The organism is Phytopseudomonas daroniae (assembly GCF_004327285.1).
Classification (GTDB): domain Bacteria; phylum Pseudomonadota; class Gammaproteobacteria; order Pseudomonadales; family Pseudomonadaceae; genus Aquipseudomonas; species Aquipseudomonas daroniae.
This window is the reverse complement of record NZ_QJUI01000034.1, coordinates 1-16,932: the sequence shown is the minus strand read 5'-3', so window position 1 is coordinate 16,932 and position 16,932 is coordinate 1. Positions and strand designations below refer to the sequence as shown.

The window sequence follows — 16,932 nt, the reverse complement described above, 5'->3', positions numbered from 1 at the left end:
CATCGTGGGATTCGCTGCTCAACGCTGGCTAATAAGTGGAGAGGTTATGGTCACCAGTTACCACGGCGCCCGGCGGGGTTTGCAAGACCTTGAACAGGGCTTCGGCGGGCATCGGGCTGGCAAACAGGTAGCCCTGCAGGAGCTGGATGCCTCGTTGGATCAGGTGATCCCGCTGCTCTGCGGTCTCCACGCCCTCGGCGACTATACCGAGCTCCAGGCGCATGGCCAGGTCGAGGATGTTGTCGAGAATATGCCGCGACAGAGCGTCCGAGCCGATCATGGAGACGAAACTATGGTCGATCTTCAGGTAGTCGACGCGGAATTCGCGCAGGTAGGCCAGGCTGGAGTGGCCGGTGCCGAAGTCGTCGATGGCGATGCGCACACCCAGTTGGCGAAGCTCGGTGAATAGCCGATCGGTCACCTCGGTGGAGGTGATCATCTGCCGTTCGGTCAGCTCGAGAAGCAGCACGATGTGCCCGGGAGGAAACGCGGAAAGAAACTCACGGCACTCGTCGACCAGGTGCATATCCTGGCAATGGGCGGCAGTGATATTGATGCTCAGGTGAAAGCCCGCCGGAAGCTGCTCCACGCTATTGGCGAAATCCTCGCGAATCTGTCGCATCAGCGTGCGGGTCATCGGCACGATCAGGCCGAGACGCTCGGCCAGGGGGATGAACTGATCCGGCGGCACCAGTCCTTCGGTGGGATGCTGCCAGCGCATCAGCGTTTCGACACCGTGCCATCGGCCGTTTTCGGCATCCACGACGGGCTGGTAATAAGGCACGAATTCACCCGCCTCCAGCGCGCGCTCGAGCTCCGTGCCAGGCGATACCGAACGCAGACTGAGTCGATAGGTGCCAGCACCCGCCAGGGCGCCCAATATCAGGAACAACAGCCACTGTGGCAGATAGTGCACCTGCATGTACTGCAGCGTGGCGCCTTGCGGATAACCAGCGAACACCTGGAATGGGTAGCGCGGGGAGCTGGCTTCGAAGGGGTATTCAGCCTTCGCTGTCGAGGCCGCCGGGGTCACGGCGCCGTTGGCGGCGATCCAGTTCTGGCCAACCGCGATCTGCAGTGGCACCTCCTGGCCGTTGATCTGTAGCAGGTTGATCAGGTGCTGGCCGTCGACACCGATCAGTACGCCACGGTCGGCCACGGCCTGGCGATAGACCAGCACCGCTCGATCCGGTGTGACGGAATTGCCGGCCATCAGCCTCAGCTGGCCGCGAGTGTAGGTACTGGCGTCTTCGCTGTTGCCGTAAGCGCCCATCAGCGAGGTGCAGTAGATCATGCCACCGTTCACCAGGTTGACCGAGCGGGAAAATGGGTTGGCGGCTGCCTGGCTGCGCAGGGTCTGTTCCACCTCGCCGCAAGGCTGCCCGGACAGGTCGATCACCGCGCTGGCGGCGCGGGAGGCCTCGTCGAGCATGGCTTCCAGTTGTACCTGGGCATCGGTTGCGCTCTTCTCGGCACGGTTTGCCAATAGCGTTGCCGCCTGCCAATACATCAGCGGGATGCCAAGCAGCAACGGCAGTATCGCCACACCCAACGAGGTAGTCAGACGCAGAGCGCGCCCGCGGGAGCGGAGGGTGGAAAAGGGCATGGAAATCACTTGGTTCGGGTGGCTGTGTGAGCTTAACGAAAGTTGTACGACAAGAATGTCCGCTGTGTCTCGAATTGCTGGCAGAGGAGGGCGCTCTGGCGCACTCGCGATCTTGTGCCACTCTGGAGGGTGCGCTGCAACCATGATCCAGAGGCGGTAAGACCATGGTCGAATGGTTGTAAAGAGGGGGGATGGTTACAAATGTGGCCATAGAAGAACAACATCAATAACCGAGGTGATTCAATGAGTGCTGCTTCCCTGTATCCCGTGAGCCCCGAGGTGGCGGCCAATTCGTTGACTGACGAAGCCACCTACAAAGCCATGTACCAGCAGTCCGTGATCAACCCGGATGGCTTCTGGCGTGAGCAGGCTCAGCGTCTCGACTGGATCAAGCCGTTCACCAAGGTCAAGCAGACCTCTTTCGACGATCACCATGTCGACATCAAATGGTTCGCCGACGGCACCCTCAACGTTTCCTACAACTGTCTGGATCGCCACCTGGAAGAGCGCGGCGACCAGATTGCGATCATCTGGGAAGGTGACGATCCGTCCGAGCACAAGGAAATCACCTACCGCCAACTGCACGAGCAGGTGTGCAAGTTCGCCAACGCCCTGCGCGGCCAGGACGTGCACCGCGGCGACGTGGTGACCATCTATATGCCGATGATCCCGGAAGCCGTGGTCGCCATGCTGGCGTGCGCGCGTATCGGCGCGATCCACTCAGTGGTGTTCGGCGGCTTCTCGCCGGAAGCCTTGGCCGGCCGCATCATCGATTGCGCCTCCAAGGTGGTGATCACTGCGGACGAAGGCCTGCGCGGCGGCAAGAAGATCCCGCTGAAAGCCAACGTCGACGACGCCCTGACCAACCCCGAGACGCGCAGCATCCAGAAAGTCATCGTGGTTCAGCGCACCGGTTCCGAGATCAAGTGGAACCAGCACCGCGATATCTGGTTCGAGGATCTGATGAAGGTCGCCGGCAGTGTCTGCGCACCGAAGGAAATGGGCGCCGAAGAAGCGCTGTTCATCCTCTACACCTCCGGTTCCACCGGCAAACCCAAGGGCGTGCTGCACACCACTGGTGGTTACCTGCTGTACGCCGCGCTGACCCACGAGCGTGTGTTCGATTACAAGCCGGGCGAGATCTACTGGTGCACCGCCGACGTCGGCTGGGTCACCGGCCACAGCTACATCGTCTATGGCCCACTGGCCAACGGTGCGACCACGCTGCTGTTCGAAGGCATCCCCAACTACCCGGACGTGACTCGCGTGTCGAAGATCATCGACAAGCACAAGGTCAATATCCTCTACACCGCCCCGACTGCGATCCGCGCCATGATGGCCCAGGGCACCGCCGCCGTGGAGGGCGCCGACGGTTCGAGCCTGCGACTGCTCGGTTCGGTGGGCGAGCCGATCAACCCCGAGGCCTGGGACTGGTACCACCGCAACGTCGGCAAGGAGCGCTGCCCGATTGTCGACACCTGGTGGCAGACCGAGACCGGCGGCATCCTGATCAGCCCGCTGCCGGGCGCGACTGCGCTTAAGCCGGGCTCGGCCACCCGTCCGTTCTTCGGTGTGGTTCCGGCGCTGGTGGACAACCTGGGCAACCTGATCGAAGGTGCCGCCGAGGGCAACCTGGTGATCCTCGATTCCTGGCCGGGCCAGTCGCGCAGCCTGTATGGCGACCATGACCGTTTCGTCGACACCTACTTCAAGACCTTCAAGGGGATGTATTTCACCGGTGACGGTGCGCGCCGCGACGAAGATGGCTACTGGTGGATCACCGGCCGCGTCGACGACGTGCTCAACGTTTCCGGCCACCGCATGGGCACCGCCGAGGTCGAGAGTGCCATGGTCGCCCACCCGAAAGTCGCCGAGGCGGCAGTGGTCGGTGTGCCGCACGACATCAAAGGGCAGGGCATCTATGTCTACGTGACGCTGAACCAGGGGCAGGAGCCGTCCGAGCAACTGCGCCAGGAACTCAAGGCCTGGGTGCGCAAGGAAATCGGCCCGATCGCCACGCCGGACGTGATCCAGTGGGCGCCGGGGCTGCCGAAGACCCGTTCGGGCAAGATCATGCGTCGTATCCTGCGCAAGATCGCCACGGCCGAGTACGACTCCCTCGGCGATATCTCCACCCTGGCCGACCCGGGCGTGGTGCAACATCTGATCGACACCCACAAGTCGATGCAGAGCGCCTGCGCCTGATCTGACCGACGCCTGAACACGAACGCCCCACACCGGCAAGGCCGCGTGGGGCGTTTGCATTGCGCCGTGGTTCTCTGCCTGGCAACGTGACGGAGGCTGAAAGCAGGGTGTCAGACCTGCCATTCAGGTGCGAAGCTGGATAAATCCGATCTCGCGTATTTTTATTCTGTCAAGATGGCCGCCTCGGCGCTCTCTTTCTTCTGTAATTAGTTGTCGCATCTGGGAAATATCGCCTGCCACGCTATCGCTAGAATGCCGCACTTCCGTGCGACGCCCGCTAGCCCTGCGCTACGCTGGCGGCGCCACCTTTCCATGGCTCGGGCTATCCGCTCCGGGCCAGCGAAACCCACCATGTCAGGAGTTTTCCTCATGAAAAAGATCGCACTGCTCGGCGCGTTGGCACTATCCCTGCTGTCGCCGCTGACCATGGCCCAGGAGGCCAAGGCGCTGCGTATCGGTATCGAAGCGGCTTACCCGCCGTTCGCCTACAAGACTCCCGACGGCAACATCACCGGCTTCGACTACGACATCGGTGTCGCCCTGTGTGAAGAAATGCAGGTCGAGTGCAAGTGGATCGAGCAGGAGTTCGACGGCCTGATCCCGGCACTGAAAGTGCGCAAGTTCGATGCCGTACTGTCATCGATGTCGATCACCGAAGAACGCAAGCGTGCCGTGGACTTCACCGGCAAGTACTACGCCACTCCCGCCAAGCTGGCGATGAAGAGCGGTGCAGTGATGAACGACGTGGCCACCGACCTCAAAGGCAAGAAGATCGGCGTGCAGCGTTCCTCTGTGTATGACCGCTACGCCACCGATGTCTTCGGCCCAGCAGGTGCCGAGATCGTGCGCTACAGCTCGCAGAACGAAGTGTTCCTGGATCTGAGCGCAGGTCGCCTCGATGGCACCATCGCCGACTCCGTGAACATCGACGACGGCTTCCTCAAGACCGATGCCGGCAAGGGCTTCGCTTTCGTTGGCCCGGATTTCACCGAAGAGAAATACTTTGGCGAAGGCCAGGGCATCGCCGTGCGCAAGGGTGACAAGGCGCTGGCCGAGAAGATCAGTGCCGCGATCCTGGCGATCCGCGCCAATGGCAAGTACCAGGCCGTTCAGGACAAATACTTCAGCTTCGACGTCTACGGTAAATAAGGCGTTCTTTACCGAAAGTGGCACACGCTGAATGCCTTGGCGTGTGCCACTTTTGCGTTGCATTTCCGGCGCCCGATGGCGCGCGCATGAGGTAAGCGGATGCTCAATGGCTACGGCTCGTCCATTCTCGATGGCGCCTGGCTCACCCTGATCCTGGCCCTGACCTCGATGGCGCTGGCGATCGTGCTCGGCCTGATTGGTGCAGCGTTTCGTCTGTCGCCGGTGCGCTGGCTGGCGGTGCTCGGTGAGACCTATTCGACGGTGATCCGCGGTATTCCCGACTTGGTGCTGATCCTGCTGATCTTCTACGGCGGCCAGGATCTGGTGAACCGTGTGATGCCGCTGCTCGGCTATGACGAGTACATCGATATCAATCCCTTCGTCGCCGGCGTGTTCACCATGGGCTTCATCTTCGGCGCCTACCTGTCTGAGACTTTCCGCGGCGCATTCATGGCCATTCCCAAGGGGCAGGCGGAGGCGGGCGCTGCCTATGGCATGAGCGGGCTGCAGGTGTTCCTGCGCATTCTGGTGCCGCAGATGATCCGCTTCGCCATTCCCGGGTTCACCAACAACTGGCTGGTGCTGACCAAGGCCACGGCGCTGATTTCCGTGGTCGGCCTGCAGGACATGATGTTCAAGGCCAAGAGCGCCGCCGACGCCACGCGCGAGCCCTTCACCTTCTACCTGGCGGTGGCCGGCCTGTACCTGCTGATCACCAGTGTCTCCTTACTGGCCCTGCGTTATCTGGAAAAGCGCTACTCGGTCGGCACCAAGGCCGCCGAACTGTGAACGAGGGCGAACGATGATTTTCGATTACACCGTCATCTGGGACAGCATGCCGCTGTATCTCGGCGGCGTGCTGCTCACCCTCAAGCTGCTGGCCATCGCGCTGTTCTTCGGCCTGCTGATCGCCGTGCCCCTGGCGCTGATGCGCACTTCGCGCTCACCGCTGATCAATGGGCCGGCCTGGCTGTACACCTATGTGATCCGCGGCACGCCGATGCTGGTACAGCTGTTTCTGGTGTATTACGGCCTGGCCCAGTTCGAGGTGGTGCGCGAGAGCGTGCTCTGGCCGTACCTGTCCAACGCCACCTTCTGCGCCTGCCTGGCGTTCGCCATCAACACCAGTGCGTACAGCGCCGAAATTCTCGCCGGCAGCCTCAAGACTACGCCTCACGGCGAGATCGAAGCAGCCAAGGCAATGGGTATGTCGCGAATCAAGTTGTACCGCCGCATCCTGTTGCCTTCGGCGCTGCGCCGGGCGTTGCCGCAGTACAGCAACGAAGTGATCATGATGCTGCACACCACCAGCCTGGCGTCCATCGTCACCCTGATCGACATCACCGGCGCGGCGCGTACGGTCAGTTCCCAGTATTACCTGCCGTTCGAAGCGTTCATCACCGCTGGCCTGTTCTATCTGTGCCTGACCTTCATCCTGGTGCGCCTGTTCAAGCTGGCCGAGCGCCGCTGGTTGGCCTACCTGGCACCGCGGCGCAGCTAAGCCGCGCGGCACGACATCGGATTCAATAGAGTGGAAAGCATGTACAAGCTCGAAGTGAAGGATCTGCACAAGCGCTACGGCAGCCATGAAGTGCTCAAGGGCGTGTCGCTGGCCGCCAAGGCGGGCGACGTGATCAGCATCATCGGCTCCAGTGGCTCCGGCAAAAGTACCTTCCTGCGTTGCATCAACCTGCTCGAGTAGCCCCACGCCGGGCAGATCCTGCTCAATGGCGAAGCGCTCAAGCTGGTGCCTGGCAAGGACGGTGCCTTGCGTGCGGCCGACGACAAGCAGTTGCAGCGCCTGCGCTCGCGCCTGGCCATGGTGTTTCAGCATTTCAACCTGTGGTCGCACATGAACGTGCTGGAAAACGTCATGGAAGCGCCGGTGCACGTGTTGGGCATGAGCAAGGCCGAAGCGCGTGAGAAGGCCGAGCACTATCTGCAGAAGGTCGGCGTGGCCCACCGCAAGGATGCTTATCCGGCACACATGTCCGGTGGCGAGCAGCAACGGGTGGCGATCGCTCGGGCGCTGGCCATGGAGCCGGAAGTGATGCTGTTCGACGAGCCCACCTCGGCGCTGGATCCGGAACTGGTCGGCGATGTGCTCAAGGTCATGCGCGATCTGGCCGGCGAGGGGCGTACCATGGTGGTGGTCACCCACGAAATGGGCTTTGCCCGCGAAGTCTCCAACCAGTTGCTGTTCCTGCATCAGGGGCTGGTGGAGGAGCAGGGCGATCCCCGTGAGGTGCTGGCCAACCCGCAATCTCAACGTCTGCAACAGTTCCTAAGCGGCAGTCTCAAATAGTTGGCGTTATCATCCCTGCACGCCTCGACCTTCCACTGCCCCCAGAGCCCAACCTGCCCATCATGACTGCCCACCGAATCGGCTTCCTGCTTTGGCCCTCTACCAAGCCCCTGACCCTGGCGATGGCGGAAGAAGCCCTGAGTGTCGCTCAGCGCGTCCATCCAGAGGTGGTTTACGAGGTGTCGTTCCTGCAGGCCGAGGAGCCTGTCGAGGGCGCCTGGCGTTTGCCGGGCACTCCCTGGGTCGGTGGGCTGGAGGGGTATCGCAAGCTGTTTCTGCTCGCCGATGAGCCGCCGGCAGCCGTTTCGCCTGCGTTGGCCGCCGCCCTCAAGCAGGTGGCGCGCAATGGTTGCTGCGTTGGCGCGGTAGCCGCTGGCGTTTATCCCCTGGCGCAGCTCGGCCTGCTCGACGGTTACCGGGCTGCCGTGCACTGGCGTTGGCAGGATGATTTCGCCGAGCGCTTTCCGAAGGTGATCGCCACCAGCCACTTGTTCGATTGGGATCGTGATCGACTGACTGCCTGCGGCGGCATGGCGGTGATGGATATGCTGCTGGCGTTGCTCGCACGCGATCATGGTGCGGAGTTGGCCGGTGCGGTGTCCGAGGAACTGGTGGTCGAGCGTATCCGCGAGGGCGGCGAGCGCCAGCGCATTCCGTTGCAGAACCGCCTCGGCTCCAGCCACCCCAAGCTCACCCAGGCGGTGCTGCTGATGGAGGCGAACATCGAGGAGCCGCTGACCACCGACGAAATCGCCCAGCATGTGTGCGTCTCGCGGCGGCAACTGGAACGCATCTTCAAACAGTACCTCAACCGTGTGCCCAGTCAGTACTACCTGGAACTGCGCCTGAACAAGGCCCGGCAACTGCTGATGCAGACCAGCAAGTCGATCATCCAGATCGGTCTGTCCTGCGGCTTTTCCTCGGGGCCGCATTTCTCGAGCGCCTACCGCAATTTCTTTGGCGCCACGCCGCGCGAAGATCGCAACCAGCGGCGCAGCAACAGCCCCTTCGAGCTGACTTCGGCACCTGCCGAGCGCGGGTAGGGGGGGCCGGGGCGCGTAGCCGGCGCTTTTTCCGTCCACCATTGCAAGCTGGCAACCAGTCCGGATCAGTGGCTCCAGATCACCCCGATCAGCAGGTAGCACAGCGTGGTCACCAGAACCACGCTGTAGATGTTGATCACGAAGCCCGCCTTGATCATCGACTGGATGCGCATCATCCCGGTGCCGAACACTAAGGGTCTGTTGACGTTTCACGCACGGCCGCGCCGGAGCCCGTTTTGCCGCGAGACAAGGCACGAGCCGCGAAGTTTAGCTGGCTAAATGAGCCGGCGAGAAACGCAGCATCGCGGCAAAACGGGCCCGGCCCTTCGGGTTGCGCGGGAAATCTCGCCATGCGTCGTTGGAGGACTTGGCAAGGGAATACCATTCCCGGCGTCCTCCGCCTAGCCTGGCGAGATTTCTCGCGGCAACGCGGCTCGCGCTGAAACGTCAACAGACCCTAGAGCATTGGGCGGCGTTGCCACCGGCATCATGAAGGCGCAACTGGCGGCGATGGTCGCCGGGATGGCCAGCAGTTCCGGCGGGATGCCCTGGGACACGGCCATCGCCCCAACCAGGGGAATGAAAGCCGCTGCCGTGGCGGTGTTCGAGGTGACCTCGGTCAGTACGTTGATGGTCAGCGTTACCGCGCCGATGATCAGGATCAGGTGCAAGGCACCAACGCCTTGCAGGCCTTCACCGATCCATTCCGCCAGGCCGGTGGCGGTGATTGCGCCGGCCAGCGACAGGCCACCACCAAACAGTAGCAGAATGCCCCAGGGCACCTTGTTGGCGGTATCCCAATCCATCAGGAATACCCGCTTGTCGCCGTCACGTTTGCCGGGAATCAGGAACAGGCTGAGCGCGGCAACCATGGCGATCAGGGTGTCATCGACCGCACTGACGAAATTCGAGATCAGCGGCTGAGTGACCCAGGCCAGAGCGGCAAGACCGAACACCAGGGCGATGCGCTTTTCGCCGGGCGACCAGGTACCGAGCTTGCCCAGTTCTTTCTTGAGCATCGTCTGGCTGTCGCCTTCGAGCTTGAAGCCGCCGCGGGTCAGCCACCACCAGACGAACAGCAACATGCAGGTGGCGACTGGTATGCCGATCATCATCCACTGGCCAAAGCCGACGTGTACGTCGTGATGCTCGCGCAGGTAAGCCGCCAGCAGCGCATTGGGTGGCGTGCCGATCAGCGTGGAGATACCGCCGATGCTGGCGGCGTAGGCGATACCCAGCAGCAGGGCGGTAGCGAAGCGCTCGTGTTCGGCCTCATCGCCCTTTTGGGTGAGCATGGTGATCACCGACAGGCCGATGGGCAGCATCATGATCGCCGTGGCGGTGTTGCTCACGCCCATGCCGATCAGCGCGGTGGCGAGCATGAACCCACCAATCTGTCGGGTCGGCTGATTGCCGACGGCGATCAGGGTATTGAGCGCGATGCGTTTGTGCAGATCCCAGCGCTGCATGCACAGGCCGAGCAGAAAACCGCCGAGAAACAGGAAAATCACCGGGTTGGCGTAGGGTCTGTTGACGTTTCAGCACGACCGCGCCGGAGCCCGTTTTGCCGCGAGGCAAGGCACGAGCCGCGAAGTTTGGCTGGCCAAATGAGCCGGCGAGAAACGCAGCATCGCGGCAAAACGGGCCCGGCCCTGCGGGTTGCGCGGGAAATCTCGCCACGCGTTGTTGGAGGACTTGGCAAGGGAACAACCATTACCGGCGTCCTCCGCCTAGCCTGGCGAGATTTCTCGCGGCAACGCGGCTTGCGCTGAAACGTCAACAGACCCTAGAGGCCGGTGGCTTCCTGCGGAGTACCAATGCCGAGCAGCGGAATCATCGGGATGGGCAGCAGGGCGGTGGCCGGGATGGGAATCGCCTCGGTGGCCCACCAGGTAGCCATCAGGCCGATAAGGCCGGCAGTCAGCCAGGCTTCCCTGCTCAGGTCGGCGGGTGGTTCGCTGAGTATGCAGGCCAACAGCAAAATGGGGCCAAGGAACAGGCCGATACGTGCGGCGATGACCGCCCCGTGGGTTTGTTTCTTCTCACTCATTGTTCTGACCTCGTTCCCATCTACACGGTGTCGAGCTTCGAGGCCCAAGGAGGCCTGAAGGTCAAGTGCAGCTGTTTCAGCAGGTTTCTCGACATCAGGCGCAGGGCGGCAGCGCCATGATCGGCAGCGCCATGAACGCCACCGCGATTGCCCCAATCAGGTTGCTTCCCGAGGAAACGCTGGCGACGAAGCGTTCTCGGTCGCTGCAGTGTGGGCGCCGTGCTGCGTGCAGAAACAGGCGTGCCAGCGCGAGTAGCAGGCCGGCCGTGAGCAACGACAGAACCGCCAGTGCCAGGTTCAGCCAGTTCCAGGGGCCTTGATCAAGCGGCGGTGGCGCAACCGAGCAGGCCACGGACTGGCCGCCATAGAGGGCTATGAACCAGATGCCCCAGATGCTCAGGCCGGTGATGATGTGAATCGGGTTGTAGACGGAGCGCAGGCTTTGCATCACGAGCCTCCGAAAGTGGGTGGAAGGAGAGCGATGGCAAAGTAGCTGCACCACAGTACGCCGAGGCTGTAGTACCAGAATTGCGCGACCACCAGCGGTTCGTAGGGCGACTCGGCGCTGACGTAGCCGATGCGTACCCGCAGCGCCTGCAAGCCGCTGAGAATGCCGGCGAGCAGGGCGTGGCCGAAGCTGTAGGCGAGCATCACGAAGATCACCGCATCATGGGCGCGCACGGTGGGCTCCAGTGCCTCACTGAGCAGTGCCCAGAGCAACAGTGCGGCCTGTACCAGGCCAATCAGCGCAAGGCCGACCTGGCAGGCGAACAGTCCTCGATCGTCACCTTGGCGCAGGCGGGTGAGCACTCGTCGATGCCAGGGCGTGGCCAGGGAAAGCAGCAGGGCGCTGGCGAGCAGCAGCCAGTGGTTGAACACCGGTGCATCCGGCACCTGCCAGTTCGGTGCCACCGTCCACAGGTAGAACCAGCCGAACAGCAGCGACAGATACAGTGCGCCGTTGGACAGCAGCGTCACGCCCATGCCCCACAGGCCCGGACCATCGCAGGTGCGCGAATGCAGCGGTGGTTCGTGGGGCTGGGTTTTGGCATCCGGCGCGGCTTTGGGATGGGCGCCGTTCTCCCAGCTCCAGCGCAGCAGAACCACTACCGAGGCGAAGCAGGCGAGCAGCGCCAACAGGTAGGTCTTGGCCAGCAGGCTCAGGCACAGCACGGCGATGCAGCAGGCGGCGATGAAGGGCAGCCAGCTGTTGCCGGGCAGGTGGATGATCTCCCTGACCTTGCCGGTCAGCGGATCGACGCCCCAGGTTTCCCGGCGGCCGTGGTCGATCACCGTCAGGGCATGTTCGCCACGAGCGATGCTCTCCCCCAGATTCGGCTCGCGCCAAAGCGGGTGGCGGTCGGTGATCTTGGGTAGGCTGACGAAGTTGTAGGGATTGGGCGGCAGGCTGGTGGCCCACTCGAGGGTGTCGGCCTGCCACGGATTCTTCCCGGCGGGTTTGCCGTACCGGTAGTGCAGGATCAGATCCAGCAGCAGGGTGGCGATACCGATCACCATGATGAAGCTGCCTATCGAGGAGATCAGGTTGGGCATGTCCCAGCCAAGACCGGTCTCGTAGGTGTACACGCGCCGCGGCATGCCCAGCAGGCCAGTCCAGTGCATGATCAGGAAGGTCATGTTGAAACCGATGAACACCAACCAGAACCCCCACTTGCCCAGGCGCTCGGACGCCATGCGCCCGGAGAAGTGCGGTAGCCAGTAATACAGCCCGGCGATCAGCGGAAAGAGCATGCCGCCGATCAGTACGTAGTGGAAATGGGCGACCACGAACTGGGTGTCGTGTACCTGCCAGTCGAAGGGCACCAGGGCGAGCATCACCCCGGTCAGTCCGCCGCACACGAAGATGATCAGAAAACCCACCAGCCACAGCATTGGCACGTTGTAGCGCGGCTTGCCGAGCCACAGCGTGGCGATCCAGGCGAACACCTGAATCGCCGTGGGTATCGCCACCAGCATGCTAGCCGCGGAAAAGAATGCCTGAGCCAACTGCGGGATGCCCACGGTGAACATGTGGTGCACCCATAGGCCGAAGCTGATGAAACCGGTGGTGAGCACGCCCAGCACCACGGCGCGGTAGCCCACCAGCGGGCGGCCACAGAACACCGGCAGCAGGGTCGAGACGATGCCAGCGGCCGGCAGGAAGATGATGTATACCTCGGGATGGCCGAACAGCCAGAACAGGTGCTGCCAGAGCAGCGGATCACCGCCGCGGGCGACCTCGAAGAACGGCAGGCCGGCGGCACGCTCCAGTTCCAGCAGAATGCTGCCGAGAATCAGCGGCGGAAAGCCGATCACGATCATCATCGCCATGGTCAGGATGTACCAGGCGTAGATCGGCATCTTGTTCAGTGCCATGCCTTCGGCGCGGGTACGCAGGATCGACACCACCAGTTCGACCCCGGCCGACACTGCCGAGATCTCCACGAAGGTGATACCCAGCAGCCAGAAATCTGCATTGATTCCCGGCGAGTGTGCCGCGCTGGACAGCGGCGTGTACATGAACCAACCGGCGTTGGGTGCGACGCCGAACAGCAGGCTGGAGCAGATGATCAGTCCGCCGAACAGGTAGCACCAGTAACCGAGGGCCGACAGCCGCGGGAAGACCAGATCCCGGGCACCGAGCATCTTGGGGATCAGGTACACCGCCAGGCCTTCCATCATCGGCACGGCGAACAGGAACATCATCACCGTGCCGTGCATGGTGAACACCTGGTTGAACGTTTCCGGGCCCATGAAAGCGTTGCCCGGTAGCGCCAGTTGGGTGCGGATCAGCATCGCCAGCAAGATGCCGAAGATGAAAAAGCCCAGGCCGGTGGCCATGAAGCGCAGACCCAGGGTGGTGTGGTTGACGATGGTCAGCGCCCGCCAGCCCCGCGGATTGCCCCAGACGTCGTTGAACTGATCGTGCAGGGTATCGGCATCTTCCCGGCCTTGTGCTTCGCGCGTGTCACTCATGGTCGAGGTTCTCCAGCCAGGTGGCGATGGCCTGCAGGTGCTCGGCATCGAGGTCGTCGGTCAGTGGCATGCCGGTGCCCGGTTTCAGGCGCCCGTGCTCGTGTAGCCAGGTCAGGATCGCGCCTGGCTCGTTCGGCAGCAGGCCGCTGCCCAGGTTGCGGCGGCTGGCCAGGTCGGTGAGATCCGGTGCGCGGTTGCCTGCGCTGACACCCGCTACGCGGTGGCACATGCCGCAGTGAGCCAGGAAAGTGTCTGCGGCCGGGCCCTGCAGCGCCTCGACCTGAGGATTGCGGCGGGCGTCGATCCAGGCGGCGAAATCTTCTTCGCTGTGGGCCTGCACATCGAGAATCATGTGGCTGTGCTGAGTGCCACAGAACTCCGTGCACTGGCCACGAAAGGTGCCAGGTGCGTCGGCCTGCAGACGGATGCGGTTCTCGCGGCCGGGGATCATGTCGATCTTGCCGCCCAGGCGCGGTACCCAGAAGGAGTGGATCACGTCCGCGCTGCTGACGGTGATGTCCACCGGGCGGCCGGCGGGCAGGTGCAACTGATTGGCCGTCACCACGCCGCTGTCCGGGTAACGCACCTCCCACCACCACTGATGGCCGATCACGTCGATGCGCAAAGGCTGCTCGCCGAGGATAGGCAGTGGCAGCATGCGCTGCCCCACCGGGATGCCGAACAGCAACAGCAGCACGATGCTCACCGACGGCAGCACGAGGCCGCCGCCGATCAGCCAGCGACGCTGGATGCGCTTGGCTTCATCGGCCGAATACTCGCGCGGTTTACGCTGCATCGCGTAGATCCACAGTGCGCTGACCACCACCAGTACCAGGCCGAAGAAGCCGAACATGGCCCACCACAGTAGGGCGACGTCACGCGCTACCGGGCCTGCCGGGGCCAGAATTGATTGGTCACCACTACAGGCGGAGATAGTCGGAACTGCTGCCACCAATGCGGTCAACTTGAGTAGAGCCGGGTAAATGCGGCCAACTTTCAGATCGACAGGGAGGCCGTCATGGCTGAGCAACAAGAATCCATCGTCAGTCGCGCGGCCATCGCCGGGCACCCCTTGCACCCGATGATGATCCACTTCCCGGTTGCCGCCTTGCTGGGTCTGGTGGCCACCGATTTCGCCTACTTCTGGACGACCGACCCATTCTGGGCGAGGGCCAGTTTGTGGTTGGCTGGCGTCGGTGCCGTCGGGGGCTGGATAGCGAGTATCGCCGGGATGATCGACCTGCTCGCCGTGCGGCGCATTCGCCAGAAGATCAGCGCCTGGTGTCACGCCATCATCGCGGTGATGATGCTGTCCCTGGCTTCGCTGAACTGGATGCTGCGCTACCGTCACGGCGACGAGGGCTTCGAAATGTGGGCGTTCTACCTGTCGCTCTTCACTGCAGGCCTGATCGCGATCGCCGCCTATCTGGGCGGGCGCCTGGTCTACGAGCATGCCGTGGGTGTCGATGTCGATTAGATCCGACTTGAGCCCGCCTGCATTCATGGGTGGGTGACTCCTCATTCAAAACGGTTTGGCGAGCACCAGCCACAGGGTGGCGGCGATCATGCCCAGCGTGATGCCGCCCAGGGCGGCGCAGGCAACGCTCAGGATCGGCCGTGGGTGGCGTTCGCATTGCAGGATCAGCAGGCCGCACAGCGCGTGGCAGATGACCATCACGGCCACCGCGCTGAGCTTGAACACCAGCCAGATGCCGAAGGTGCCGTCACGCAGGAACAGCGCAGTGCCGCTACCGATGGCGACGATGGCCGCGGGTGTGGCGACCAGATTGAAAATCGTGCGATTGAGTTCGGGGTGCCCTGGCCGCTCCGCTGTCTGCGCCGAGCGGCAACTGGCGGCGATCAAGGCGGGTAAATAGAGCAGGGCGCCGCACCAGGCGATAAGTGCAGTGAAATGCAGCAGTTTCAGCAGTGGCATCGCTGCCCTCCATAGCCTGTCGTCCCGGGTCTGTCCGTGTGACCCTCCGTTGAGAAATGCGGTTCGACCTTTCTGTCTGCCGTACTCGGATGCCGAATCATCTTTGCTTGTAGCGCCACGCCCCCGGCACGCCTGGCCTGTAGCGAAGCGGCCGGCTAACGCCTCACCCTGTGGAGCGGTATTGGCGCTCGCTGGTTATGTCACCGGATGTGTGGATATACCTGTCCGATCCGACGGTGTGTGGCCCCGTGCCGGCACGGTGGCGGGGCAGGCGTGGTAAACTTGGCATATCTCGCAGCCCCAGATGTGCTGCGCACTGCCGCTCTCGTGGCAGCCATGAATAGCTGGCCCTCCAGGGCCGGGAGATGGGTTCTATGAACACGACGCAGTTGGTCGATCCCTTCGGCCGGCGGATTACCTACCTGCGACTTTCGGTGACCGATCGCTGCGATTTTCGCTGCACCTATTGCATGAGCGAAGACATGGTCTTCGCTCCGCGCGCGCAGATACTGACCCTCGAAGAGTTGTATACCGTCGCCGATGCCTTCATCGGGCTGGGCGTCAAACGCATCCGTATCACTGGCGGCGAGCCGCTGGTGCGCAAGAATCTGCTGAGCCTGCTGCGCCGCCTCGGCGAGCGACCGGAACTCGACGATCTGTCGATCACCACCAATGGTTCACAGCTCTCGCATATGGCGAACGATCTGCGAGCGGCGGGCGTCACCCGTTTGAACGTCAGCCTCGACTCGCTGCAGCGCGAGCGATTCGCCAGTTTCACCCGCCGCGACAAGCTCGACCAGGTGCTGGCCGGGATCGACGCAGCGGTGGCGGCGGGCTTCAGGCGCATCAAGCTCAATAGCGTGGTGCAAACCGGGCGTAACGACGACGAAGTGCTTGGCCTGGTCGAGTACGCCATGGCCCGCGGACTGGACGTCAGCTTCATCGAAGAAATGCCGCTGGGCAGCGTGGTCAGCCACCAGCGCGAGCAGACCTTCTGCTCCAGTGACGTGGTGCGCGCGCGTATCGAAGAGCGTTACCCGCTGGTGCGCAGCAGCCATGTCACTGGCGGCCCGTCGCGCTACTGGCAGGTCAACGGCAGTGAAACCCGAGTCGGCTTCATCTCACCGCACAGCAACAACTTCTGTGGCGACTGCAATCGCGTGCGAGTCACCGCAGAGGGCAAGCTGGTGCTCTGTCTGGGGCACGACAACGCCCTGGATCTGCGCACCCTGATGCGCGCTCATCCCGGTAATAGCGAGCGGCTGCGCGGCGCGCTGCTCGATGCCCTGCAACTCAAGCCTGAGCGTCACTATTTCGAAACCGACGAGCAGGTGCAGGTGATCCGCTTCATGAGCATGACCGGCGGCTGAACCGATACGGCGCCTATGCACCTCCAGACGAGCGGTTCGCGCCTAGGCGGCCCGTGTGTTTGCTCGGAGTGGCTCGGGTTGCAGTGCCTCGTCGCCTCGGAAAATGCCCTGAACCTCCGCAATGGTCGCTCACTCCACTTAAGGGTCTGTTGACGTTTCAGCGCAAGCCGCGTTGCTGCGAGAAATCTCGCCAGGCTAGGCGGAGGACGCCGGTAATGGTTGTTCCCTTGCCAAGTCCTCCAACAACGCATGGCGAGATTTCCCGCGCAACCCGCAGGGCCGGGCCCGTTTT

13 protein-coding genes and 2 pseudogenes are annotated in these 16,932 nt (G+C 62.9%); 8 read left to right on the top strand and 7 right to left on the bottom strand.

The features are described 5' to 3' along the window. Positions 1-28: 28 nt before the first annotated feature. Entirely contained in the window at positions 29-1,606 is a 1,578-nt protein-coding gene (locus DNK06_RS23795; RefSeq protein ID WP_131182436.1) for an EAL domain-containing protein, read from the bottom strand. A 243-nt stretch (positions 1,607-1,849) separates the two neighbouring features. On the opposite strand from DNK06_RS23795, the gene acs reads away from it, so the two are divergent. From acs to argR, 6 genes and pseudogenes are all read left to right on the top strand, one after another. Further along, the gene (gene acs / locus DNK06_RS23790; protein ID WP_131182435.1) at positions 1,850-3,811 is read left to right on the top strand and encodes an acetate--CoA ligase; all 1,962 of its coding nucleotides are present in this window, start codon (positions 1,850-1,852) and stop codon (positions 3,809-3,811) included. A 369-nt stretch (positions 3,812-4,180) separates the two neighbouring features. After that, a complete protein-coding gene (locus DNK06_RS23785) occupies positions 4,181-4,960 on the top strand; it encodes an ABC transporter substrate-binding protein (RefSeq protein ID WP_131182434.1) in 780 nt (259 codons plus the stop codon). Positions 4,961-5,059: 99 nt separating this feature from the next. After that, a complete protein-coding gene (locus DNK06_RS23780) occupies positions 5,060-5,749 on the top strand; it encodes an ABC transporter permease (RefSeq protein WP_131182433.1) in 690 nt (229 codons plus the stop codon). A 13-nt stretch (positions 5,750-5,762) separates the two neighbouring features. Further along, entirely contained in the window at positions 5,763-6,461 is a 699-nt protein-coding gene (locus tag DNK06_RS23775) for an ABC transporter permease (protein WP_131182432.1), read from the top strand. 39 nt (positions 6,462-6,500) lie between these two features. Further along, positions 6,501-7,265, top strand: a pseudogene (locus DNK06_RS23770) (ABC transporter ATP-binding protein). Between the two features lie 62 nt (positions 7,266-7,327). Continuing rightward, positions 7,328-8,308: a transcriptional regulator ArgR gene (gene argR, locus DNK06_RS23765; RefSeq protein ID WP_131182431.1), complete on the top strand. Its 981-nt coding sequence runs from the start codon at positions 7,328-7,330 to the stop codon at positions 8,306-8,308. 458 nt (positions 8,309-8,766) lie between these two features. On the opposite strand, the pseudogene DNK06_RS23755 reads toward argR, so the two are convergent. The 5 genes and pseudogenes from DNK06_RS23755 to coxB all read right to left on the bottom strand — a co-directional run. Then, positions 8,767-9,834 (bottom strand): annotated as a pseudogene (locus tag DNK06_RS23755) (SLC13 family permease); the annotation flags it as partial. Positions 9,835-10,094: 260 nt separating this feature from the next. Next, entirely contained in the window at positions 10,095-10,358 is a 264-nt protein-coding gene (locus DNK06_RS23750; protein ID WP_207390037.1) for a hypothetical protein, read from the bottom strand. A 94-nt stretch (positions 10,359-10,452) separates the two neighbouring features. Further along, the gene (locus DNK06_RS23745; RefSeq protein WP_131182428.1) at positions 10,453-10,806 is read right to left on the bottom strand and encodes a hypothetical protein; all 354 of its coding nucleotides are present in this window, start codon (positions 10,804-10,806) and stop codon (positions 10,453-10,455) included. Beyond that, complete coding sequence (gene ctaD, locus DNK06_RS23740; RefSeq protein WP_131182427.1) at positions 10,806-13,334, bottom strand: cytochrome c oxidase subunit I; 2,529 nt, start codon at positions 13,332-13,334, stop codon at positions 10,806-10,808. Before ctaD ends, DNK06_RS23745 begins: the two co-directional genes overlap by 1 nt. Then, positions 13,327-14,268, bottom strand: a complete 942-nt coding sequence (gene coxB, locus DNK06_RS23735; RefSeq protein WP_278248845.1) for a cytochrome c oxidase subunit II — start codon at positions 14,266-14,268, stop codon at positions 13,327-13,329. The genes ctaD and coxB overlap by 8 nt, the downstream gene beginning before the upstream one ends. Positions 14,269-14,352: 84 nt before the next feature. On the opposite strand from coxB, the gene DNK06_RS23730 reads away from it, so the two are divergent. Next, a complete protein-coding gene (locus DNK06_RS23730) occupies positions 14,353-14,811 on the top strand; it encodes a DUF2231 domain-containing protein (protein ID WP_131182426.1) in 459 nt (152 codons plus the stop codon). Positions 14,812-14,856: 45 nt separating this feature from the next. Here DNK06_RS23730 and DNK06_RS23725 read toward each other — a convergent pair whose 3' ends face one another. Next, positions 14,857-15,270 (bottom strand): CopD family protein, encoded by a 414-nt coding sequence (locus DNK06_RS23725; RefSeq protein ID WP_131182425.1) that lies wholly within the window; start codon positions 15,268-15,270, stop codon positions 14,857-14,859. A 374-nt stretch (positions 15,271-15,644) separates the two neighbouring features. Here DNK06_RS23725 and moaA point away from each other — a divergent pair, with 374 nt between their 5' ends. After that, the gene (gene moaA, locus DNK06_RS23720; RefSeq protein WP_131182424.1) at positions 15,645-16,640 is read left to right on the top strand and encodes a GTP 3',8-cyclase MoaA; all 996 of its coding nucleotides are present in this window, start codon (positions 15,645-15,647) and stop codon (positions 16,638-16,640) included. Positions 16,641-16,932 lie beyond the last annotated feature (292 nt).

What these genes read in the sequence shown, in the direction of transcription:
- DNK06_RS23745 (WP_131182428.1), bottom strand. Translation starts at nt 10,806, where the DNA reads ATGCAAAGCCTGCGCTCCGTCTACAACCCGATTCACATCATCACCGGC.
- DNK06_RS23725 (WP_131182425.1), bottom strand. Translation starts at nt 15,270, where the DNA reads ATGCCACTGCTGAAACTGCTGCATTTCACTGCACTTATCGCCTGGTGC.
- DNK06_RS23780 (WP_131182433.1), top strand. Translation starts at nt 5,060, where the DNA reads ATGCTCAATGGCTACGGCTCGTCCATTCTCGATGGCGCCTGGCTCACC.
- DNK06_RS23730 (WP_131182426.1), top strand. Translation starts at nt 14,353, where the DNA reads ATGGCTGAGCAACAAGAATCCATCGTCAGTCGCGCGGCCATCGCCGGG.
- argR (WP_131182431.1), top strand. Translation starts at nt 7,328, where the DNA reads ATGACTGCCCACCGAATCGGCTTCCTGCTTTGGCCCTCTACCAAGCCC.
- DNK06_RS23795 (WP_131182436.1), bottom strand. Translation starts at nt 1,606, where the DNA reads ATGCCCTTTTCCACCCTCCGCTCCCGCGGGCGCGCTCTGCGTCTGACT.
- DNK06_RS23750 (WP_207390037.1), bottom strand. Translation starts at nt 10,358, where the DNA reads ATGAGTGAGAAGAAACAAACCCACGGGGCGGTCATCGCCGCACGTATC.
- moaA (WP_131182424.1), top strand. Translation starts at nt 15,645, where the DNA reads ATGAACACGACGCAGTTGGTCGATCCCTTCGGCCGGCGGATTACCTAC.
- DNK06_RS23785 (WP_131182434.1), top strand. Translation starts at nt 4,181, where the DNA reads ATGAAAAAGATCGCACTGCTCGGCGCGTTGGCACTATCCCTGCTGTCG.
- ctaD (WP_131182427.1), bottom strand. Translation starts at nt 13,334, where the DNA reads ATGAGTGACACGCGCGAAGCACAAGGCCGGGAAGATGCCGATACCCTG.
- DNK06_RS23775 (WP_131182432.1), top strand. Translation starts at nt 5,763, where the DNA reads ATGATTTTCGATTACACCGTCATCTGGGACAGCATGCCGCTGTATCTC.
- acs (WP_131182435.1), top strand. Translation starts at nt 1,850, where the DNA reads ATGAGTGCTGCTTCCCTGTATCCCGTGAGCCCCGAGGTGGCGGCCAAT.